The sequence below is a fragment of the Olivibacter domesticus genome, from assembly GCF_900109575.1.
Lineage (GTDB): Bacteria > Bacteroidota > Bacteroidia > Sphingobacteriales > Sphingobacteriaceae > Olivibacter > Olivibacter domesticus.
In genome coordinates this window covers 80,432-103,755 of the sequence record NZ_FOAF01000010.1, presented here as the reverse complement: position 1 = coordinate 103,755, position 23,324 = coordinate 80,432, and the positions used below count along the sequence as shown (strand labels likewise).

At 37.5% G+C, this 23,324-nt stretch carries 23 protein-coding genes; 9 read left to right on the top strand and 14 right to left on the bottom strand.

All coding sequences use genetic code 11. From position 1 onward, the window contains the following. Positions 1-53: 53 nt before the first annotated feature. The 5 genes from surE to BMY50_RS23935 form a co-directional block, all read right to left on the bottom strand. Complete coding sequence (gene surE, locus BMY50_RS23955) at positions 54-827, bottom strand: 5'/3'-nucleotidase SurE (protein ID WP_093330391.1); 774 nt, start codon at positions 825-827, stop codon at positions 54-56. A 122-nt stretch (positions 828-949) separates the two neighbouring features. Beyond that, on the bottom strand, positions 950-1,135 hold the full coding sequence (locus BMY50_RS23950; protein ID WP_093330388.1) for a CsbD family protein: 186 nt from the start codon (positions 1,133-1,135) through the stop codon (positions 950-952). A gap of 85 nt (positions 1,136-1,220) precedes the next feature. Beyond that, entirely contained in the window at positions 1,221-3,143 is a 1,923-nt protein-coding gene (gene acs, locus BMY50_RS23945) for an acetate--CoA ligase (protein ID WP_093330384.1), read from the bottom strand. Between the two features lie 211 nt (positions 3,144-3,354). Further along, positions 3,355-3,585 carry a DUF6814 family protein gene (locus BMY50_RS23940; protein ID WP_238383871.1) on the bottom strand — a complete coding sequence of 77 codons (231 nt, stop codon included), beginning with the start codon at positions 3,583-3,585 and terminating at the stop codon, positions 3,355-3,357. Then, positions 3,575-5,191 (bottom strand): MFS transporter, encoded by a 1,617-nt coding sequence (locus BMY50_RS23935; protein WP_093330741.1) that lies wholly within the window; start codon positions 5,189-5,191, stop codon positions 3,575-3,577. The genes BMY50_RS23940 and BMY50_RS23935 overlap by 11 nt, the downstream gene beginning before the upstream one ends. 431 nt (positions 5,192-5,622) lie before the next feature. Between BMY50_RS23935 and rpmB the strand changes: the two genes are divergently transcribed. The 3 genes from rpmB (at position 5,623) to BMY50_RS23920 (ending at position 6,341) form a co-directional block, all read left to right on the top strand. Further along, complete coding sequence (gene rpmB, locus BMY50_RS23930; RefSeq protein ID WP_093330379.1) at positions 5,623-5,856, top strand: 50S ribosomal protein L28; 234 nt, start codon at positions 5,623-5,625, stop codon at positions 5,854-5,856. Between the two features lie 79 nt (positions 5,857-5,935). Further along, the gene (gene rpmG, locus BMY50_RS23925; protein WP_013668369.1) at positions 5,936-6,118 is read left to right on the top strand and encodes a 50S ribosomal protein L33; all 183 of its coding nucleotides are present in this window, start codon (positions 5,936-5,938) and stop codon (positions 6,116-6,118) included. Between the two features lie 40 nt (positions 6,119-6,158). Continuing rightward, positions 6,159-6,341, top strand: a complete 183-nt coding sequence (locus BMY50_RS23920) for a DUF4295 domain-containing protein (protein ID WP_013668370.1) — start codon at positions 6,159-6,161, stop codon at positions 6,339-6,341. 697 nt (positions 6,342-7,038) lie between these two features. Here the strand turns inward: BMY50_RS23920 and BMY50_RS23915 are convergent. Genes BMY50_RS23915 through BMY50_RS23905 form a run of 3 tightly spaced genes read right to left on the bottom strand, consistent with a single transcriptional unit; the run spans position 7,039 to position 9,671 of the window. Continuing rightward, a complete protein-coding gene (locus BMY50_RS23915) occupies positions 7,039-7,737 on the bottom strand; it encodes a hypothetical protein (RefSeq protein ID WP_093330376.1) in 699 nt (232 codons plus the stop codon). 18 nt (positions 7,738-7,755) lie between these two features. After that, complete coding sequence (locus BMY50_RS23910) at positions 7,756-8,898, bottom strand: hypothetical protein (protein WP_139202328.1); 1,143 nt, start codon at positions 8,896-8,898, stop codon at positions 7,756-7,758. 11 nt (positions 8,899-8,909) lie between these two features. Beyond that, positions 8,910-9,671, bottom strand: a complete 762-nt coding sequence (locus BMY50_RS23905) for a hypothetical protein (RefSeq protein ID WP_093330368.1) — start codon at positions 9,669-9,671, stop codon at positions 8,910-8,912. 106 nt (positions 9,672-9,777) lie between these two features. Here BMY50_RS23905 and BMY50_RS23900 point away from each other — a divergent pair, with 106 nt between their 5' ends. The 6 genes from BMY50_RS23900 (at position 9,778) to BMY50_RS23875 (ending at position 17,964) form a co-directional block, all read left to right on the top strand. Beyond that, complete coding sequence (locus BMY50_RS23900) at positions 9,778-10,173, top strand: hypothetical protein (RefSeq protein WP_093330365.1); 396 nt, start codon at positions 9,778-9,780, stop codon at positions 10,171-10,173. Positions 10,174-10,391: 218 nt separating this feature from the next. Further along, positions 10,392-11,354 carry a signal recognition particle-docking protein FtsY gene (ftsY, locus tag BMY50_RS23895; RefSeq protein WP_093330362.1) on the top strand — a complete coding sequence of 321 codons (963 nt, stop codon included), beginning with the start codon at positions 10,392-10,394 and terminating at the stop codon, positions 11,352-11,354. Between the two features lie 16 nt (positions 11,355-11,370). After that, complete coding sequence (gene rimO / locus BMY50_RS23890; RefSeq protein WP_093330359.1) at positions 11,371-12,708, top strand: 30S ribosomal protein S12 methylthiotransferase RimO; 1,338 nt, start codon at positions 11,371-11,373, stop codon at positions 12,706-12,708. Positions 12,709-12,744: 36 nt separating this feature from the next. Then, on the top strand, positions 12,745-14,346 hold the full coding sequence (gene bshC, locus BMY50_RS23885) for a bacillithiol biosynthesis cysteine-adding enzyme BshC (RefSeq protein ID WP_317040863.1): 1,602 nt from the start codon (positions 12,745-12,747) through the stop codon (positions 14,344-14,346). Between the two features lie 142 nt (positions 14,347-14,488). Further along, entirely contained in the window at positions 14,489-14,845 is a 357-nt protein-coding gene (locus tag BMY50_RS23880; RefSeq protein WP_093330351.1) for an MmcQ/YjbR family DNA-binding protein, read from the top strand. 89 nt (positions 14,846-14,934) lie between these two features. Then, positions 14,935-17,964 carry a glycosyltransferase family 117 protein gene (locus tag BMY50_RS23875; RefSeq protein WP_093330346.1) on the top strand — a complete coding sequence of 1,010 codons (3,030 nt, stop codon included), beginning with the start codon at positions 14,935-14,937 and terminating at the stop codon, positions 17,962-17,964. A 96-nt stretch (positions 17,965-18,060) separates the two neighbouring features. Here BMY50_RS23875 and BMY50_RS23870 read toward each other — a convergent pair whose 3' ends face one another. From BMY50_RS23870 to hemL, 6 genes are all read right to left on the bottom strand, one after another. Beyond that, a complete protein-coding gene (locus tag BMY50_RS23870) occupies positions 18,061-18,597 on the bottom strand; it encodes a CopD family protein (RefSeq protein WP_093330342.1) in 537 nt (178 codons plus the stop codon). A 75-nt stretch (positions 18,598-18,672) separates the two neighbouring features. Further along, positions 18,673-19,704, bottom strand: a complete 1,032-nt coding sequence (gene hemE, locus BMY50_RS23865) for a uroporphyrinogen decarboxylase (protein WP_202907934.1) — start codon at positions 19,702-19,704, stop codon at positions 18,673-18,675. A 14-nt stretch (positions 19,705-19,718) separates the two neighbouring features. Continuing rightward, complete coding sequence (locus BMY50_RS23860) at positions 19,719-20,231, bottom strand: hypothetical protein (protein WP_139202327.1); 513 nt, start codon at positions 20,229-20,231, stop codon at positions 19,719-19,721. A 3-nt stretch (positions 20,232-20,234) separates the two neighbouring features. Continuing rightward, a complete protein-coding gene (locus BMY50_RS23855) occupies positions 20,235-20,945 on the bottom strand; it encodes a response regulator transcription factor (RefSeq protein ID WP_093330330.1) in 711 nt (236 codons plus the stop codon). Position 20,946: 1 nt separating this feature from the next. Then, positions 20,947-21,813, bottom strand: a complete 867-nt coding sequence (locus BMY50_RS23850) for a sensor histidine kinase (RefSeq protein WP_093330324.1) — start codon at positions 21,811-21,813, stop codon at positions 20,947-20,949. An 85-nt stretch (positions 21,814-21,898) separates the two neighbouring features. Next, positions 21,899-23,263: a glutamate-1-semialdehyde 2,1-aminomutase gene (gene hemL, locus BMY50_RS23845; protein ID WP_093330320.1), complete on the bottom strand. Its 1,365-nt coding sequence runs from the start codon at positions 23,261-23,263 to the stop codon at positions 21,899-21,901. Positions 23,264-23,324 lie beyond the last annotated feature (61 nt).

Below are 23,324 nucleotides of genomic sequence, written 5' to 3'. Positions count from 1 at the left end.
TCCGTCGCTATTTGCTTTCTTAATAAGCAAACTAGAACTATTCCGCATTTAGGCTATTTCACATCAAAAGACCACGAGTTTAACTGCGGTATAGCATGATGAGCGGTCATATCAAATTGAGTCGGCACCAGCGAAGCAAAGCCGTGATTAAGTGCCCATACATCGGTATCTTCCCCTCTATCATTTAAAACAAATTTGCCGGTTAACCAATAGTATGGTCTGTTATACGGATCCATTCGTTCGTCGAATTCTTCAGCCCATTTAGCATCCGCTTGTCGGCATACTTTCACCCCTTTTATCGTGCCCTGTGGAAAATTCACATTTAACAATGTACCGAACTGGATGCCATTTTTTAATACCTGACTAGCTATTTCTCTAACAAAAGGTCTACAATTTTCAAAATCTGCATCAAAAGTATGGTCATCATAAGAAAAGCCGATAGATGGAATACTCTCAATAGCTCCTTCAACAGCCGCCGACATTGTTCCGCTGTACAATACATTAATGGAGTTGTTGAGCCCATGATTAATTCCTGAAACACATAAATCTGGCTTACGTCCTTTAAAAATTTTGTTCACAGCTAGTTTTACACAATCAACAGGTGTTCCAGAGCACTTATACATTTCTACATCTGGATAAATAGTTACAGGCTCTATACGAAGTGGTTTACCGATAGTGATAGCGTGGCCCATACCAGATTGAGGACTGTCGGGCGCAACAACTATTATTTTCCCTAATGACTGCATTTCTTCCAGTAAGACCTTAATACCCGGAGCTGTTATTCCATCATCGTTAACTACTAAAATAGTTGGCTTTTGTTTACTCATGTTGCGAAGATACTAACATTACTTTTTGGCTTAAAAATAAATGTCAATTAATAAAAAAATCCCAAAATAAAACAGAGGATAACCATTTGATTATCCTCTGCAATTATCTTTGTAAAGTTATATTAAAGATTATTAAGCCAGTCAACTACCTGATCCCTGGTTTTTCCTGTCTTTTTTTGTAAGCGCCCTACTAATTCATCTTCTTTCCCCTCTTCATACAATAAATCGTCATCTGTTAAATCGGCATAAGCTTGTTTTGCTTTTCCTTTAACCTCATTCCATACACCTTTTAACTTTAAATTTCCCATTTTTATCAGTTTTTTAATACGTAAATAAAATTTGTTCGTTTGTAGTTAAACAGCCTATGAGATAAATTGTTTGACGGTACTATTCCTACTTCCCCTTCATTTCTTGAGCACCTTTTTTTATTTCCTCTACCACTTCAGGGTCTAATAAGGTTGTGATATCGCCTAAATTGGAAGTGTCTCCCTCTGCGATTTTACGTAAAATCCGCCTCATAATTTTGCCTGATCTGGTTTTCGGCAGCCCCTTAACAAACTGAATTTTGTCGGGTTTGGCAATTGCTCCAATAATACGTGATACCGTTTTATTAATATCTCCACGCATTAAATCTGCATCTTTTAAATGTTCCCCTGCAACTACAAAAGCATATATACCTTGCCCCTTTATCGTGTGTGGATAACCAACCACCGCAGATTCTATTACATCACTATGTCTATTAATAGCATCTTCTACTTCTGCAGTACCAATTCGATGCCCGGAAACATTTAGCACATCGTCAACACGGCCGGTAATACGATAATAACCATCTTTATCTCTCAAGCATCCGTCGCCGGTAAAATACATATTTTTGTAGGTAGAGAAATAAGTCTTTTTGCAACGTTCATGATCGCCATAAGTAGTCCTTAACATTCCCGGCCATGGAAACTTAACGCATAGATTTCCACTGACATCATTTCCTTCTATTTCCTTACCGTTTTCATCCATTAAAGCAAGTTGTATTCCGGGCTGAGGAAACATGGCATAACTCGGTACTGTTGGCGTAATTCCGGCAATTGGGCTAATTATAAAACCACCTGTTTCGGTTTGCCAATAAGTGTCTACTATTGGCGCTTGTCCTTTTCCTACTTTTTCATCAAACCATTTCCATGCCTCTTCGTTAATAGGTTCTCCTACTGATCCCAGTGTCTTAATGGTACTGAAATCTTTTCCATCCACATATTCATCTCCAGCCCCCATTAAAGAGCGAATCGCAGTTGGAGCAGTATATACTATATTTACTTTATGCTTTTCTACAATGTCCCATAATCTACCTGCATTGGGGAAAGTAGGAATTCCTTCAAACATTAGGGAAGTAGCGCCTTGCGATAACGGGCCATAAACAATATAAGAATGACCTGTAATCCATCCGATATCTGCTGTACAAAAATACACATCGCCTTGCTCGTATTGAAAGGTATTCGCAAAGGTATAACCTGTATAAACCATGTAACCACCACAAGTATGAACTACACCCTTAGGACTTCCTGTTGAACCTGATGTATAGAGAATAAACAACATATCCTCAGCATCCATTTCTTCTGCGGGAACATGCGGATTTCCTTGCGTTTCTACCTTTTTTATTTCATCTTCCCACCATACATCACGCCCCTTTATCATGGATACTGGTGTACGCGTTCTCGTAAGAACGATTACTTTTTCCACAGACTTGCATTGTCCAAGCGCATCATCAACAATATCCTTCAATTCAATAACCTTAGTACCTCTAAAACTGCCATCAGCAGTAATGACAAGATTACATTGCGCATCATTTATTCTATCTGCTATAGATTGGGCGGAAAAGCCCCCGAACACTACTGAATGGATGGCACCTATACGTGCACAAGCTAGTACGGCAATCGCTAACTCCGGTACCATCGGCAAATAAATACATACGCGATCACCTTTTTTGATACCGTTGTTCCTTAAAACATTCGCAAACTGTTCAACATTAAACAATAATTGTTTATAACTTAAAATACGATAACTTTCATTTGGATCATTAGGCTCCCATATAATAGCAGGTTTATCTCCTAATTCTTGAATATGTCTATCCAAGCAATTCTCCGTTATATTAAGCTTACCTCCTTCAAACCATTTTACAGACGGACCTTCAAAGTCCCAAGAGAGTACCTTACTCCATTTTTTCCGCCACTTGAATTCTTCAGCTATTCCTGCCCAAAACTCTTCTGGCCGCTCCACACTTTTTTTGTAGGTTTCCTTATAATCTTCGAATGACCTTACTTTTAAATTCATTACCGTTATTAATTTAGTTTATGTTTTGTTTATTCTTCAATGCGTCTAAATCACAGCGAACTCAAAAAGCTTGTATAGTAAACTCCTCTAATGGTTAGCTAAAAAATATTATTTGCTGATTTTACGCACCCAAGTTAGTAATCTTTATAAGCCTTTCCAAAAGATTACGCAACAAAATAATCTATGTTTTATCATTTTACGCCAATATTTTTTACATTTTTTCGCTATCATATTCACCCTTTAGTGAATACCAACCAAAAATCAACAAGCCACCACTAATAATCGGCATCAATACAAATGTGTATACAATAGCTGGCACCAGATCTTCCGGGTTACCACTTCTAAACTGCGGAATGGCTTGGCTCACTATTAAGTAATAACCAGCTACGAGCGCAAGTATTATCCATAAAATTCCCAAATATTTCTTTATACTATTCATCATTCGTCGATTTGTTAAGTGTGTTTACCGCTTTCTCTGCGTTTTTATTAGTAATATAAATAATACCAATTATAAAACTTACTCCGATAATAATAATGGGATACCAAAGACCTTCCAAGTAGGGTTTATCGAAAGGTAAATCTTTTCCGGCTTGTGCTGCTATCGTATTTGCCGTTTGCGCTCTTGCAACCAAATAAGTCGCAACAGTAGGCATTAAACCGCCAAAAATACCGTTACCAATATGATAGGGTAATGACATAGAGGTATACCTAATATTTACAGGAAACATTTCTACCAAGAACGCAGCAATTGGCCCATAAACCATGGTTACATACATGACCTGCAAAAACACGAGTGCAATCAACTGCCAAATATCCTTGGGAATGAGATGTATAGCCGTAGAATTCTCCGTATGTACGACCTCCTCTGTTAAAGGGTTCAAATATTCTTTAATGACCTCCTTCTTCTCTGTACCATCATCATAAACACTATGTTTAGTGGTAATAATGACTTCCTTTGCCCCATAATCTTCCTGTAGGAGCTTTTCTCTTTTTTTGGACGTATTGAAACCTTCTACTGTTTCTTGTTTCTTGCTCGTATCAGCTAAATTGTAAATTTTTTCATAAATTGGTCTATAGGTAAGTACCGCTAAGATCATCCCAGTCATCATAATGGCTTTTCTTCCTACCTTGTCTGAAAGCCAGCCAAAAAAGATAAACAATCCGGTACCAAAAAAAATTGCTATGCCTAAGATGTAATTGGTTTGATCAAAATCTATGTTGCACACTCTTTGCAAGAAAGATAAGGTATAAAATTGCCCAGTATAAAACACTACTCCCTGCCCCATTGCTGCACCAAACAATGCCAGTAAAACAAATTTAAAGTTAAATTTATGGCCAAAGGACTCTTTCAGCGGATTAGCAGAGATCTTACCTTCATCTTTTATTTTTTTAAATAAAGGTGACTCGTCCATATTTTTACGGATAAAGTAACTTACAACCACCATAATAACAGAGATTAAAAAAGGCACCCGCCAGCCCCAATCCATAAAAGCTTCATCCGACATAGATTTCCGTGTCAGAAGTATAACAGCCAAAGAGATAAATAGGCCAAAAGATGCCGTTGTTTGTATCCAAGAGGTTCGCTCCCCTCTACGATGAGGTTCAGCATGCTCCGCAACATAAGTGGCAGCCCCACCGTATTCACCACCGAGTGCTAAACCTTGGAGCAAGCGTAATACGAGCACTAGGATAGGCGCTAAAAAACCTATTGTTTTATACTCCGGTATTAATCCAATGGCAACAGTCGATAAGCCCATTATTAATAAGGTTACCATAAACGTATATTTTCGTCCGATCATATCACCCAATCTTCCAAAAAAGAGTGCTCCAAATGGACGTACAACAAAACCTGCGGCGAAAGTGGCCAGCGTCGATAAGAATGCGGCGGTTGGGTTATCAGCAGGAAAAAATTTGGTGGATATAATAACGGCTAAACTGCCAAAAATATAAAAATCATACCATTCAATCAGCGTTCCAAGGGAAGAAGCTCCTATGACTTTCCATAAACCTTTGGCGGGAGGTACCTCTAAAGATCCGTTTTCTTTCATCATTAATTATTGGTTTTAAAGTATTGGTCAAAAAATAAATTGGTTTATTCTTAGAACCTATTTAAAATTCATCTAATAATTTGTTTATGCTTCTTTTTGGCTGCGACTTTGTTATGTTTTCTTGAGGTAGACGCAAGCTATCTCTTCAAAAACATGCCTCGTCTCGCTCAAAAATAAGCTATAAACATTTTTACAATATAAATTTAAACAGGCTCCTACAAAATCGCAAATTAGCATATAAAACTTAATTTTATATAAAAACATTCTAAAAACAATATTATCTTTACTCATATTTAAACCCTGCGCTAAAAATGATGTACATCATAAAAAACATTTTTGCCTACAAGCTTGCATAAATAAAAACATTTTCAGATATTTGCACACTCTTTAAGAAACTGGAGTTTTAATAACAGAACGAACATCATATAGTCATGTCAAGAATTTGTGATTTAACAGGTAAAGCAGCTTTAAACGGACATAACGTTTCCAACTCTAACGTTAAAACCAAGCGTAAATTTTACCCTAACCTTCAAACAAAAAGGTTTTTTATCCCGGAAGAAAACCGTTGGATAACATTAAAGGTATCTACGTCTGCAATCAAAACCATCAATAAAAATGGTATTACAGCAGTCATTAATAAATTTATTAAAAAGGGATACGTTTAGTTTAACGTTTTATTACGTATAAACTTTATCCTGTAGTACAAAATTTCCCGCAGAATTGCGGCATTAAGACAACATAACAATGGCTAAAAAAGGTAACAGAGTTCAGGTAATTTTGGAATGTACCGAACATAAAGAAAGTGGCTTACCGGGCATGTCTCGTTATATATCCACAAAAAATAAAAAAAATACAACTGAGCGTTTGGAATTAAAAAAATACAACCCAGTACTTAAAAAAGTAACCGTTCATAAGGAGATTAAGTAATATTTTACTAACCTCTTGAGAGCATAAAAAATATAAGAAAATGGCTAAGAAAACCGTTGCGACCCTTAAAACCGGTAAAGGTAAAGACTATACGAAAGTAATTACCGCCGTTAGATCACCAAAAACTGGTGCTTATACTTTCAAAGAACTAATAGCTCACAACGATCACATTAAAGATGCTGTTGAAGCGGCAAAAGAAATTGTTGCAGAAAGCAACGCTTAATAATTATTGAGTTAATGTATAATGAAGCCCTTCATAACAAGGGCTTTTTTTGTTATATTACCCCTCAATTATTCTATTTCTTCACTCATTTTATTTATCTTTGGAACTATGCTAGTTTAGTTTTCTTTAAGATCTAAGCATAATTTTTCTAAACCATCTACTGCTTTGTTTACCATACAAAGTCCGTTCAAGTCCGCTCAACTCCATTAAAGTCCGCTCAAGTCCGTTCACGCTTTAGCTTTCATTCATGTATCCCCTAGCCATCCTTTAGTCTTTCCCTGATTCAGGCAGACCTAGGCTCTATCTCATCTTAGTTAAGGTGCGTCGCAAACGAATTGGATAGTAAGCATGGTAGTATAGAATAGGTATAGGAAGAAGTACAAAAGTAGTAATGAAACCATTATATGGAACTAAAGATGTATATAACTCATGGATAACGCTTTTAAGGCATTGTTTGTATCGCTCGTAATTGCTTTATGAGTATCTGGTATTATACCCACAACCCCTTTATTCAATTTTGTGATACTTTTTTCCGCAAAAAGTATCCAAAAACTCTGGCTTAAAATCTTCTGACAAAGTCTCTGCCGTTACTTAGATAGTGCTACCAGAATATTTTGAGGCCAATTTCAAACCAACGATCAGTTTTTCCTTCGACAATACGCGTCATTTGCCATGGCTTCCCTTTAATTTGAAATAATCAGTCCGGATTATCCATTTTGCAACGATCGATAAAGAGCAAGTGCGTTATTTCCGTAAGCTTCTGAAAAAACACGAAGGTGTCATACACATCACCCCCATCCAGTTTTTCACAAATACTTCGCTCAATGAGCGTATACTCTGCCCAGGTGTCCAGTAGCTCCAGCCATTGCGGATACCTTCGCTTATTAAATAGCTGCGCATAGAACCAATGTGGATGGGCGATTTCACTGGGTGTTAGCCAACGAACTTCCCCTTTGTACCGAGTAATCACCTCCCTATATTCCTTTTTTGCCGTAAAGGGATTGGGGCGATTGTCGTCTTGTATGAGTACGACGTCTGAATTTTGGTCGTAGTAATAGGTACTCTCGCACTGATAATGAAACTTCTGCATATATGGGTTCTGCGGAAGATACGGTTCAAAGATACTGTCACCGTTTTCTAAACATTCCAAATACAGCCATGCGATATCCATTAAACGTCTATTCAGTTCCAATTGGTAAATATCATTTTCGGCATGTATACCCGAATAAATTCCATTGGAAATAACCGTTCTGAAGACTTCCTCATTACGGAGCAAATGATGCTCATAATCAGTGGCATCAAAAAACTCCCAATAATATGAACTTAAATCTTCTATGCTATGGATGTTGCGCTTGTGTTCCAAGGCAATCAATCCTGGTTGTGTCTGTACTATCATAACAAATCAATTTTTGGCTTAGTAGCCAATTCGAATACGTTGCACGATAAAAAGATAAAGCGTTTCAAGCAATCGTTCCAATTGTTGGAACAAATCGGCGAAAGAAAGCACTTCATCATCTAGCTCAAACCGATGTCTTTCCACTAGAAACACCGTATATTGATGGAGCTTACGATTTAATTCAGCGAAATTAAATTGACGCAGCGTAGCAAGTGGGTTTTCATATTCGCTTTTGCTTAAGTGATGGAAGGGCACATAATGGTCGTGTTCCCAAAAGCTTCCAATCTCCTCATCCTTAAATCTAAAAATTTCTGGCTTAGCAAAATATTCATCTTCCTTCTGTGCCAGTATAGCAGCCAAAGCAACCATCTTATGCTGGGTATGTATCAAACCATTATGCTTGCTGAGATTCCCTTCGTCCATTCCATAGTCAACAAGATAATAAACGTCCCTAAGGTTGTCCTTCAAGCTATCATATTCCCATTTACTAAACATTTTCATTAACGTTTTAAACGGATATTGACCCTCTTCTCTCGAAAGATAAGCCGTTGCAGCAAATTTGCTCTCCCCTGCGGTTACATCTAAACTCATAGCCAGTACATATTGTATTTCAATCATTAAAATCAGTTGCATAAATTGGGGGATTTCATCTGTAGGATTCGTACGTCCTCCGTCGTCCAGTTGACTTTTATCAACCCCCATCCCCCACCAATGATAGAGGATATTCTTCCACCACTGCAGTCCACCGCCTTTACTTAGCATTTTGCTCAACGTCCTGTTCAAATCCCACAAATCCTCCTTCTTCAAGGCTATGAAATAATTATCACCTAGTAAGTGATTTGCATTTTTCTCATCGCATAAGCGAAACAAATGACCGTCATCTACGTCGCGCGTAATTAACCACGCCACGTCCAACAGTTTATTCAACATTTTTCGAAAGCGGAAAAGCGTGAGCAACCCATTCCCAAACGCGAATAAAAAAGGACGATAGTGGCAATGCTGCCACTCCCATAACAGATATTGACAGTCTGCTAACGAAAATTGACTGAATACATCTCGGAGCACTAATGCAGGCGTACGCAGTTCTTCTTCATTTAGCGAGTGCGGATAGTCTTCATGCCATAACCATACGGAAACGCGTTTTGATTTAGATTCTTGCATAGCATTAGTCATTATTGTTCTATCACCTCCACATCTTTATTCACTGGCTTTGCTCCACCATATGCCTTCTCGAAAACCAATTCCAATTCAGCCGCCTCCTCCGCTTGCTGTTTATCAATGATACTGTGAACGAGTTCTCCTAACTTGGTACGGGGCATTTTGCCCTCGAAGGCATCAGTAGGTTGGGCAATAACATAAGATGGCACTTGCAAAGGGAGCCCGCCCTCCCGGTGAATCACATACATGGCCTGCGCAAGTCGGAGTAGTAGCTCGTGGAAAACAGCAATCTTACTACCGAATTGATCGTAATAGATAGTCTCTGGATGAGTAGACGAAAGCATCATATCATCAAAAGTGTCGTACCATTTTTGTAGTGATTGGAATGAAAAAAACCTACTTATCGTGTCTGAAGGATTGATTTGTCCATTAAAGGAGTACTCGCCACGGGAAGAATACGCATAATAATCATCTCGCTTCCTGAAAAAGACTAATGGCTCCTGCTGTTTTTTTAATCCGCATTGCTTATAAATGATATAAGCAACTTCCACCTGCTCTATCAGCTGTTTACAATAGTATCCGCTATCAACAACCCCCGGGCTAGCCATTTCAGGGTAAGCACTCGCGTTTACCATGTGGCTGATATCGCGCATCCAATGATCTACGGAAGTTTGGTGCTTGAAAAAATCATCAATATACATCATCGGATTCTTAATGACCTGTTTCTTTATATACCGAAAATTTTCAGCTTTCAATTTCTTTTGCTTATTTTTCATCTCTTTTAGGTTTTAGAAAAATGGTTCAGGAATAATTATAATCAACATATCAAATTTAAGAACTATTTTTCTTCATATCAAATTATTTTGAAGAAAATTAAAATCAATGAGTTTTATTCTAAAGCGAATTAAAGAAATAGCCGATCAAGAAGGAATTAGTGTGACGGCCCTAGAAGCATCAATTGGTGCTAGTAAAGGGGTTTTTTCGAGGGCATTGGCTAATAGCACAGACATACAGAGCAAGTGGCTTGTTAAAATCGCTGAAAATTATCCCCAATATTCGCCTGATTGGCTTATAACCGGCAAAGGCGAATCGAAGAGAACCGATGTTTGTCAAGAACCTCTAGAAGATTACTTACCCCAAGAAACGGTTAAATTGACAAACGAAGTTATTCAAGCTTTAAAAAAAGTCATTTCCGCTCAGCAAACAACCATTCGTTCGCAGGAAATAACAATTGACGCATTACAAAAGCGAATCGGTGACATGGAAAACGAAAAGTAAGACTACCTCTCGACAATATGAGCCTGGCTAATGCTAACGATCATCAGGAAATTCGACTAAGAGCGACGCTGGTAAATGGTGGCCACATTGTTATAGTAATGACAGTACTTTCAATTTTGGGATTTCCTGGTCCAAATCTTGATACTGCACAAACAATTAATTCGAGTTAAAAACAGTAACTTTACACCCTTAAACATTGACGCTCGTATATAGACATTATGGGATTATTTGATTTTTTCAAAAAGAAAGAGCCTACACCTGAAACCCAGGAGGCATTAGATAAAGGGCTTGAAAAAACCAAGGAAGGCTTCTTCACAAAGATTACCAAAGCCGTTGTAGGAAAATCTACTGTAGATGAAGAAGTCCTCGATAATTTGGAAGAAATTTTGGTAACCTCCGATGTTGGTGTAACCACCACCTTAAAAATTATCGAACGTATTGAGGATCGGGTCGCTAAAGACAAATATGTTAATACTTCCGAGCTTAACGGCATTCTCCGTGAAGAAATCCAGGCGCTTCTAGCTGAAAATAACAGCGACGATTTTGAAACTTTTGAATATGGGAATCATAAGCCATATGTTATTATGGTGGTAGGCGTTAATGGTGTAGGTAAAACTACTACAATAGGAAAGCTCGCCCATAAATTGAAAGAAGCCGGTAACAAGGTTGTGCTTGGAGCGGCCGACACTTTCAGGGCTGCCGCTGTTGAACAGATTAAATTATGGGGAGAAAGAGTGGGCGTACGGGTAGTAGCGCAATCAATGGGTTCCGACCCCGCTTCTGTTGCTTTTGACACCGTACAATCGGCTGTAGCCAATCAGGAAGATGTAGCTATTATTGATACTGCGGGACGTTTGCATAATAAGCTAGCCCTCATGAATGAGCTTACTAAAATCAAAAATGTCATGAAAAAGGTTGTGCCTGGCGCACCACATGAAATTTTGTTGGTATTAGATGCTTCAACGGGTCAAAATGCAATAGAACAGTGTAAGCAATTTACCCAAGCTACTGATGTAAACGCCTTAGCGCTGACGAAATTAGATGGAACTGCTAAAGGAGGCGTAGTAATTGGGATATCTGACCAATTTAAAATTCCAGTAAAATACATTGGCGTTGGGGAAAGTATTAACGATCTGCAATTATTTAATAAAAAAGAGTTTGTAAACTCCTTATTCAAATAGGAGACGTGAGCATAGCATGAGAACAAAAAAACCAACAATTATTACTCCTTCTAAACCACGCGTAAATGTTATAACATTAGGCTGCTCAAAAAACATCCATGACAGTGAAATACTAATGGGGCAGCTTCGGGGAAACCAAATGGAGGTAGTACATGAGGCGAATAATATAACAAAGGACGATATCGTCGTTATTAATACCTGTGGCTTCATCGATAATGCTAAGCAAGAATCTATTGATACTATTCTTCAATATAGTGCATTAAAAGAGGAAGGAAAACTTGACAAGGTGATTGTCACAGGGTGTTTATCTGAACGTTATAAACCAGAGCTTCAAGCAGAAATACCTAATATTGATGCCTATTTTGGCACAAATGATCTAAAGGAACTCTTAACGACAGTAGGTGCCGATTACCGGTATGAATTATTGGGGGAACGTGTACTTACCACACCTACTCATTACGCTTATTTTAAAATTGCTGAAGGCTGTAATCGTCCTTGTTCTTTTTGTGCAATACCGCTTATGCGAGGAAAGCATGTCTCAAAATCTATTGATGATCTCGTTAAAGAAGCTAAATATTTAGCTAAGAATGGCACAAAAGAACTCATCTTAATTGCACAAGATCTGACCTACTATGGCTTGGATATTTACGGAAAACGAAATCTTTCCGAACTATTAAAACATCTTTCTGATGTAGAAGGCATTGAATGGATCCGACTTCAGTATGCATACCCGTCAGGCTTTCCATTAGACATTTTAGATGTCATGAATGAACGCAGTAATATTTGCAATTACCTAGACATGCCTTTACAGCATATCGCTGATAATATGTTAAAATCAATGCGCCGCGGAATTACAAAGCAGAAAACGATCGATCTGGTAAACCAGATTCGTGACAAAGTTCCAGCCATTGCATTACGCACGACGCTTATCTGTGGCTATCCTGGAGAAACGCATCAAGATTTCGAAGAAATGATGCAATGGGTGGAAGACACCCGATTTGATCGATTAGGATGCTTTACTTATTCGCACGAGGAAAAAACACATGCCTATTCGCTCGAAGACAATATTCCTGAAGAGGAAAAGCAATCAAGAGTGGAGCAGATCATGGAGCTTCAACAGCACATTTCTTATGAAATCAACCAAGAAAAAGTAGGTAATGACTATAAAGTACTAATCGACAGAACCGAGGAGAATTATTTTGTAGGTCGTACAGAATTTGATTCACCCGAGGTAGACAACGAGGTATTAATACCCTTGACGGAGAACTATGCCACCATTGGCCGATTTGTAAATGTGCATATTGATAGAGCAGAGGATTTTGATCTATATGGTACAATTAAGGTAGAGGTATAGCGTTAAAAGCATAGGTTTTAGCTAACACCTAAACTAATGACTAAAAGAATGAAGGCAAGTTATATCAATTATAAAGACACCAATAGTTTCTCCGAAACCCTTTTATCATACGTGGCTAGTAACGAAAAATTAGCTCCCTTTATAGGTAACAAACCAACTTTTGAAGGATTTGAAAAACAGATGCTGCAAAAAAGAGAAGGAACAGATCGTGCCACACTAGTAAATGCGCTTCTCGAGCAGTATAAATCACTAGAAAACAAGGAACCAGCGGTTCATCAAAATATTGCATCGTTAGCTGAGCAAAATACTTTTACGATTACTACCGGGCATCAACTGAACATCTTCACTGGTCCGCTCTATTTTATTTTCAAGATTGTAAGTACGATCAAATTGTGTAGAGAGCTCAAAGAGAAGTACCCTACATATAATTTTGTACCAATTTATTGGATGGCAACAGAGGATCATGACTTCGCTGAAATAAACCACACTCAGCTTCAAGGAGAAGTCATTAAATGGGATATCCCTGCACGTGCAGCCACTGGGCGAATGGAGACTATCTCGATGGCTCGCACCGTTAAAAAGTATAAAAAATTACTTGGTCTTTCCCATAATTCGGATAAGCTTTCGAAACTGGTGGAAGAAGCATACTTAAGCCATACCAACTTAGCGGATGCAACCCGCTATTTAGTAAACGGTCTTTTTGGCAAGTACGGTCTAGTAGTAGTTGATGCAAATGATTCTTCTTTAAAAAGAACTTTCTCTCCCTATATTAAACAAGATATCCTTGAGCAAAATAGTTTTCGTGAAATTATTAAAACCACGCAAGCTTTAGAAAAGGAAGGTTTTGAAACCCAAGTCCATGCACGGGAAATTAACTTCTTTTACTTAACAGATGATTTTCGCGAGCGCATAGTGGAAACGAAAGAAGGAGACTTCCAGGTATTACACCATAATATAACCTTTTCTAAAAAGGAGCTTTTAAAGGAAATAGATGATCACCCCGAACGCTTTAGTCCGAATGTTGTGATGCGTCCATTATACCAAGAAATACTGTTGCCAAATCTCTGCTATATTGGAGGAGGTTCTGAAATCGTCTATTGGCTACAATTAAAAAGTAACTTTGACTATTATAAGGTACCATTTCCTATACTTTTACCCCGCAATTCTGCCATCATCTCCAACGGACATCTTGATTATAAAATATTCCGTTTGAATCTTACTTTTAAAAGTATCTTTAAAGATGCTGATTTACTTAAGAAAGAGTATGTAAGAATACACTCAAAACATCGTTTAAGTTTACATGATGAATGGGTAGAAATGGAAGAAATTTTCGACAAAATAAAAGAAAGAGCTAGTAAAATTGACCCTACACTAAGACCCAGTGCAGAAGCTATTAAGGCGCGGCTTTGTAAGGCTATAGATAATTTGGAAAAGAAATTTGTCAAGGCAGATAAATTGAATTTTGAAGACGCCATTTCTCAGATTGATAAGATAAAAAGTAAATTCTTTCCGAACGGACATTTACAGGAAAGAGTGGAGAACTTTGGATTACTATATGTAAAATACGGAGATGAACTCATCAATGATTTATTGAAATATTTTAATCCGTTAGATATGAAATTTACTATCTTGTATTAGCAAATAAGTAGCAAGACATAAGTAGCAAGACATAAGATGCAAATCGCACCTCCCTTATATTAACATCTTCGTATTAAGTAAAGGGATATTAAAAGTGGCCTAACTCTTGATACCTACATCTTGATACTTGATACTTACCATCATGAATATCGAAGAACTAAGAACATATTGTTTAAGCAAAAAAGCAGTTACAGAAGGTTTTCCTTTTGGACCTGAAACACTGGTTTTTAAAATTGCCGACAAAATTTTCCTTCTCACAGGCTTAGACTCCCATCCCTTAACCTTTAATGTAAAATGTGATCCCGAATTAGCTATTGATCTCCGTGAGCAATATCCTAATAGCGTAATACCCGGTTATCATATGAATAAAAAGCATTGGAATACGGTCATTATTAATGGTGAGTTAAACGTTTCACAGATAAAAGATTTTATTGATCATAGCTATAACATGGTCTTAGATAGTCTTTCCAAAAAAGCCCGAGAACAATTATCAATGTAACAAAACGCGTGCTTTAAAGATATTTAACATTTCAGTCAGCATATTTTAACATTATCTGCTCTATTTTTATAGAAGAAAATAAGCCGGTTATGAATATGCACTATCAAAAACTCAATAACGTATTTGGATGGATTTGTTGTACGCTCGCTACAACTGTTTATTTTTTAACTAAAGAACCTACGGTCAGCTTTTGGGACTGCGGTGAATTTATTGCATCGGCATATAAATTGCAAATTGTCCACCAACCCGGTGCCCCGCTCTTCATAATGCTGCAGAATCTATTTTCGAATCTAGCCTTTGGCGATCATACGCATGTCGCTTTCTGGATGAATGCAGGGTCGGCCTTGGCGAGTGGCTTAACAGTGTTGTTCCTGTTTTGGACCATTACCGCTCTTTCAAAAAAAATAATCGCTAAACAAGGTCAGGATCTTAACAAACTGCACATCATTCAGCTACTGGGTGCGGGTATAATAGGGTCTTTAACATTTGCCTTTTCAGACAGTTTTTGGTTTTCTGCTGTAGAAACGGAGGTATACGCAATGTCTTCATTATGCACCGCATTGGTATTTTGGCTTATTTTAAAATGGGAAAGTAGCGAACAGGAATTTCGATCAGATAAATGGCTCGTCCTCATTGCTTTTATTATGGGCCTCTCTATCGGAATACACTTACTTAATCTCCTAACGATTCCGGTACTTGCGTTAGTCATTTATTTTAAAAAAGCTCATCAAGTAACTATTAAAGGTATCGCAAAAGTGGTCGCCTGGAGTTTTTTAGTACTGGCGTTAATCTTATGGGGCGTTGTTCAATATTTCATAAAAATAGCTGCTTATTTTGACCTCTTTTTTGTCAATCAATTAGGCTTAAGCTTTGGAAGCGGTATTTGTTTTTTTATCCTACTATTCCTTGCCGCGATTGTTTATGCTATTCGTTATTCGATTAGACATAATAAAGCAAAATTAAATTTACTCTTTATCTGTTTCTGTTTTGTTCTTTTTGGTTATAGCTCATTCGCGATGGTGTTTATTAGGGGTATTGCTAATCCTTCCCTTAATAACAATGCGCCTGATAATATCTTTTCTTTTTTTGAGTATGTAACACGTGATCAATACCCCGCTAGCCCATTAATCACGGGAAAATATTTTGATTCTGACCCTATTGCTGTAAAAGATGGGAGCCCAATATACAGAAAGGATAAAGATAAATATACACTTGTAGGACACAAACCTATCTATGAATACGACCGTACCACCATCTTTCCAAGAACACATAGCCAGAAGGATAGTGAATTTTATAAGCACTGGCTTAACCTTAAGGATGAGCACCCTACCTTTATTAGTAACCTACAGTTCTTTTCCACTTACCAAGCTGGAGTGATGTTCTGGCGCTATTTCATGTGGAATTTTGTTGGACGACAGAATGATGAATCAGGGCAATTGGGAAACTTAACAGATGGAAATTGGCTTAGTGGCATCAAGCCCCTTGACAACTTACGATTAGGAGGACAGTATAACCTACCTTCTGCAGCCGAAAGAGATCCCGCTAACAATCACTTCTATTTCTTACCCTTAATACTTGGCCTCATTGGTTTATCGTGGCATTACCGATCCAATAAAAAGGATATGGCTATCGTAGCATTGTTATTCTTCTTTACCGGTCTCGCAATTGTTTTATACCTAAATGATACCCCTCTCCAACCACGCGAACGTGATTACGTCTATGTAGGCGCATTTTATGCCTTTTCTATTTGGATAGGTTTCAGCGTTATTGCCTTAACAAGTTTCTTAAGAAAAAAAATAACTACAAAAATTGCCCCTTATAGCGCCATTATGATCGCTTTTCTAGCAGCTCCTTTACTGCTAATTAGCAAGGGATGGGACGACCATGATCGTTCAGAACGCTATACAACAAGAGATTTATATGCCCGCAACTACCTTGCATCTTGTGAGCCAAATGCAATTCTGTTTACTTATGGAGACAACGATACCTTTCCCATTTGGTATGCACAGGAAGTAGAGCATATTCGGCCCGATGTTAGAATTGTAAACATAGGTTACCTAAACTCAGATTGGTATGTTAAGCAAATGAGAAAAAAAATTAATGAGTCGGAGCCGTTACCTATTTCCATCGAACCATCAAAAATTGATAAAGGGGTGAGAGACTACCTTGTATACGAAGATTATAATATTGACGGCCGACTAGAAGTGAAGGATTTATTGGATATTATGCTTTCCGATCATCCAAATGATAAATCCACACGTACGGGGGAAAACTTCTTACCTACAAAAAAAATGAAACTTGCCATCGATAAGCAAGAAGTTATACAAAATAATATTGTACCAAAAGCCTGGCAGGACTTTATTACAGATAGTATGGAATGGGATTTCAACAGAGATTATGTAACACGCGGTGATTTGGCAATTATGGATCTGTTAAAAAACAATCAATGGAAACGTCCGATCTATTTTGTAAAGATACCACCAAGTGAATTACTGGGATTAGATAATTATTTAGTGAATGAAGGATTGCTTTATAAGCTAATGCCTGTTGATCTGGCTAAAGCTACAAAGCATAATGATAATGGCCAGGGTATACAATATACAAACAGATGGGCATTGTATGATAATCTCATGCAAAAATATAGTTGGGGCAACGTCAAGGCACTCCGCTATCTCGATCCTTTAACAAAAAATATCATACCTCAGTTTACCAATAATTTTAATGTGTTAGCGCGGGAACTGCTAGATACAAATCAACATGAAGAAGCAAAAAAAGTCGCCAATAAATGCTTAGATGTTTTGCCGAAACAAATTTTAACAATGAATCAATCGGTTGATTTTTACTATCTTTCCGATACGCTTTACGAAGTCGATGAAAAAGCGAAAGCAAATGATCTTATGCATCGCAATGGTGATTATATATCAGAACAATTAACATATAAACTGGCCATAGCAAAAGATAAGCCGCACAATGTAGATCAACAATCAATCCGGTTGGGAATGGGTATATTGAATGCCATGCTGGAGAATTCTAAAAAATATAAACAAGTTGAAGTAGAAAAATACCTGGAAAATAAATATGCAATATTAGAGAAAGAAATAGCAACGGTCGGTTATTAAGTTTCCTTAACCAGTTTCCTAGATTAACCGGTTCTCTTTAATTTTTAACAGACATAAAGATCTGCAATACAAGAAAAACGACTAATAATGAAAATATTAGCCGTTTTTCTCTCGAAACCTCTTGTACAATTTGACTGCTATCATCAGCATAATAGCAAAGAGAAGAAGGCCAACTACACCATAAATCCAGTTAATGGCACTCTTTAACACTACTGTAAATACAATTGCAAAGAGTAAAACGGTTGCCAGCTCATTCCAAAGTCTTAGTTTAGTAGATGTCCAACCACTTTTATGCGCATCTAAATTATACATGATTCGCTGGCAAACGAAATGGTATACGATAAGACCTAAAACAAACACCAGCTTAACATGCATCCAAGATTGTTGCCACCATGCAGGATTTAAATGCATCATGACAGCGGCTGCGGCTATCGTTAAGTACATGGATGGTGTAGTAATAATCCACCAGAGCTTCCGCTCCATCAGTACAAACTGATCATGAAGTATCTTATACTCATTGTCAGTTCGCATCTTAGCTTCTGTATGATAAATAAAAAGTCTTACCATATAAAAAAGCCCTGCCATCCAACAGACCACAAAAATAATATGAATTGCTTTTGCGTATAAATACATAAAGTTATGAGTTATGAGTTATGAGTTATGAGTTTGACCGTTCTAATCTGGCAACTCGCAACGCACAACTCGTAGCTAAATCTTGTATCTAAACTCTTTTATTAATTCAACTGCATATTTAACATTATCAAAAGGAATATCAGGCATAATACCATGACCTAAATTAAATATAAAACCTTCTTCCCCTCGCATACGTTCAAAAAGAGCTAATATTTTCTTTTTGATAACCGCTTTTTCTGCATATAAGACAAACGGATCAAGATTTCCTTGCACGGCGATACCGCTAGGTAAACTCTCCTTTATATTTTTCAAATCGGCATTCCAATCTACTGAAATGACATCAGGCTTCGCTTCTGCCATCATAGGGGCGAACACAGAACTTCCTTTACAGAAAGAAATGATAGGGATGCCAGTTCTATTTAGTTTTGATATAATATCAACATTATAGTTATGCGAAAACTCTTGGTAATCGCTCCATGAAAGAGCAAGTGCCCAGCTATCAAATAACTGTAAAGCATTTACACCGGCATCAATTTGCATATTTAAATAGGTAATTGTTACCTGAGCAATCTTTCCTAACAGCTGATGTGCCAATGCGGGGTGATTATTGAGAAATAGTTTTGTAAGCTTAAAATCCTTTGACGATCCCCCTTCAATGAGATAACTCAGTACGGTAAAAGGAGCACCAGCAAAACCGATCAAAGGGATTTTCCCATCTAATCTCTGTTGTATTACTTTTATTGCGTCACTTACATATTGAAGTTTATCCAGCACATCGGTTTGAAGTTCATCTATATCCTGCTGCGTCCGCACGGGGTTTGAAAATTTGGGACCTACACCTTGTGTAAAACTTAAATCGCCCCCCATAGCCTCGGCCGTCACTAAAATATCCGAAAAAAGTATCGCAGCATCAATGCCAAGTAAGTCAACAGGTAACATCGTAACATCAGCAGCTATTTCGGGTGTCTTACACATCTCGAGGAAAGAGTATTTATTTTTTATCTCCCAATATTCCTTCATAAATCTACCTGCTTGCCGCATCATCCATACGGGAGGTCTTTCGGTTGGCTGAGAAAATGCAGCCCTCATAAATAAACTTTCTTTTATAGCTGTAGTCACTTCTATTTAGGTATTTCGTTTTCTATTCTATTAACAATGTGCATTATTCTACTACTTACATCTAGCCCCTTCACTTTTTCCAAGTAAGCTTTCACACGATCGTAGTCCTTTTTTCGTAGGTTCAAATTAGCAAGGTTTACAAAAATAAGCGCCTTATCACTTTTACGCCTGAAAGGCAGTAAACTAGCAATCTGAAAATGCCTTTCAGCACTTTCATAATCTAATAGCTGCAAATCCAAGCTACCGCTAATAAATTCATAATAATTTCGCCGTTTTTTCCTCAGGTAATTCGGGTTTTTGATATCAGCTAGCAGACTGCGGGCCTGATCATATTGTTTTTTTTTAAAAGCCTCTGAAGCAAGCAAAACTGTGCCGTCTCGATAGTAACTCCAAATGGTATAACCAATTAAACAAGCCATTAAGGCTGTTAATTGATATGCTTTGGCATAAATTGTATAGGCCAATAATATTAAAGCAAGTACCACAACACCCAGTCGAGCTTTAGAAGTCATCATAGGCTAATGCGTCTTATTATCCGTAAACTTATACCCTACTCCTCTGATAGAATGGAAATAAATTGGATTCTTTTGATCGGGTTCAAAATATTTACGGAAAGTTAAAATAAAGTTATCTATTGTACGTGTTGATGGATATACATCGTAATTCCATACCGTCTCTAAGATTTGCTCACGTGATACCGCTTCATTTCTACGCTCTATAAGTAGCTTCAGTAACATCGTTTCCTTTTTCGTTAATGCAGTGATCGTTCCGTCGGCATGATGAAGTTCAAATGAATTAAAATAAATAGTCTTATCTCCAATCTGGTATGAGTTCAGCTCTTTTAAGTCGTCCCCCTTCATTCCTCTGCGAACTAAATTACCTACCCTGAGAATGAGCTCTTCTAAATTGAAGGGTTTAACCAGATAGTCATCGGCGCCCTTTTTTAACCCCGTAATACGATCTTCATTCGTATTTTTGGCTGTTAAAAACATAATGGGTACCTCAGTATTTTCCAAACGTATGGTTTCAGCAACCTGAAAACCATCAATTTCGGGGATCATTACGTCAAGTATAATCAGATTAAATCGCTCTTCTTTAAACTTTTTAAGCGCCTTTTTACCGTCAGTAGCGGTTGTTACTTTGTAACCCTCAAGTTCAAGATTTAATTTAATCGCTTCGAGCAGGTGTTCTTCATCTTCTACCAGAAGTATACGTTGTTTAGTCTGCATATCAGTTAAATGTTACATCAAAAATGCTCCCCGAGGGAGTGTTATTTAATACTCTAATTTGCGCATTGTGTTTGTCCAATACTGATTTTACTATGTACAATCCCAATCCTGTACCTTTGGTTTTTCTGGTATCTTCACTTCCTACACGGTAAAATTTATTAAAAATACGTTTTTTTTCATCGTCATTTATGCCTATCCCCAAATCGGCAACAGAAAACCGTATTTGACTATTTTCATTTTTGTAAAGCTTTACGTTAACGTGGGCACATGGAGGGGAATATTTAATAGCATTTTCAATCAGATTAGTAATGACAGAAGTGATTGCAAACTTATCTCCTATATAAGCTATTCCAGATTGGATATCTGTTTTTATAATTTGCGAAGTACACGAATGTACCTGCAATCGATCAGCTATATGATTAGTTAGATCTGAAAAATCAAATTCCTCTTTGGGTACGCTTTTACCTATGCTTTCTAACTTAGTTGCGATAAGTACATTTTCAACTAAATCGTCTAAACGTTCTATATCTTTTAACGAATTTGCTAAAAATTGATCACGCTGTGCCTTGTTGAGATCACGTTTCAAAATCGTTTGAATATATAATTTGATTGAAGCTAATGGAGACTTCAGTTCATGCGTTACAGAGAGCAGAAAATTATGCTGCTGCTTATGTGTCTTATGCTCGTGAACAAATGCCCTTTTCAATTTAATTGCACCAATCAAAAAAATAGTCATAAAAATAAATCCTTCGCCAATTACCATCCCCTTCCGCAAAGGTTCTAATTCCATCAGCAGCATTCCCCACCACACAATCTGTGCGATCGCATAAAAAACCAGAAAATAAAATAAAAACAATGGTTTTCGCATATCTAATTAGTTGTTAGTTGTTAGTTGTTAGTTGTTAGCTAATTAAACTTATAAACCCTAAAAGCTAACCCCTCAATTCTAACATCTATTTGAACACTACATCTAAACTTTCAAATATAGCTCTTTTTGCTTTTTCGAGTTCTATTTTTGAATGAGCAGACGATACAAATCCAACTTCATACCCTGACGGCCCCAAATAAATCCCTCTGTTTAATAATTCTCTATGAAGTATCTTATATTTATCCATACTTTCATGCGCAATATCAGTTGCTGCTTTAATGTTTTCCTTATCGGTAAAAGCAATCCAAAATATAGAGGCTATATTAAATATTTTTACTTTGTAATTTTTAGCATCAGCATACCGTCGGATAGAAGCGACAAATTCACTTGCTTTTTTATTTAGCTCTTTATAAAAACCCGCTTTGTTAAGTTCGGATAATTGCGCAATTCCCGCCGCCATAGCAACAGGGTTTCCTGATAGCGTACCCGCCTGGTAAACACCGCCATCTGGTGAAATGTGCATCATTATTTCTGCAGAAGAACCGTAGGCACCAACAGGCATCCCTCCGCCAATGATTTTGCCATAGGTAATAATATCTGGTTTAATATCGTAATAGGCTGCTGCTCCTTCAAAACCCAATCTAAAACCTGTAATTACTTCATCAAATATTAATATACTGCCGTTGGCCTGTGTTATTTCACGTAAAAATTGAATATACGCTTTGTCTTGCAATAATAATCCGTTGTTCGCTGGGACACCTTCGATAATAACGGCTGCGATTTCTCCTTTAAATTGTTCAAAGGCCGCAGTAAGTGCCTCCTTATCATCTAAAGCAATTACAATAGTATCCTCAGCAAAAGACTTCGGCACTCCCAACGAGGATGTCTCACCAAATGTTACCAAACCTGAGCCTGCTTTTACTAAAAGAGAATCTGAGTGCCCATGATAACAACCTTCAAATTTGATAATTTTATCTCGACCGGTATACCCTCTAGCTAATCTAATTGCAGACATAACTGCCTCCGTACCCGAGCTAACAAACCTCAACTTCTCTATATATTTATTGTTTTTTAAGATTAGTTCCGCAAGTTCATTCTCCAGCGCCGTGGGTGCGCCGAAACTCAATCCATGCTCAAGTGCTGCAACAACCGCTTCCTTGATCTTAGGGTTATTATGTCCTAAAATAAGTGGGCCCCATGAACAGCAAAAATCTATAAATTGATTTCCATCTGCATCCCATAAAAAACAACCATCGCCTCTCTCTATAAATAAAGGAGTACCATAAACAGATTTAAAGGCCCTCACCGGTGAGTTAACCCCACCAGGAAAGTATTTTTTAGCCTTTTCAAATAAAAGAGCCGATTTCTCTCTCGGTATATCCGCTTTTGAACTTTTAGGTTTTATATCTTCCTCCGTTCCAGAAAATATCTTTTTTATAGAATCTAACATATATTAGTTATCAGTTGTGAGTTGCCAGTTGTGCGTGCCTGCTTACTTATAACGTAGCACG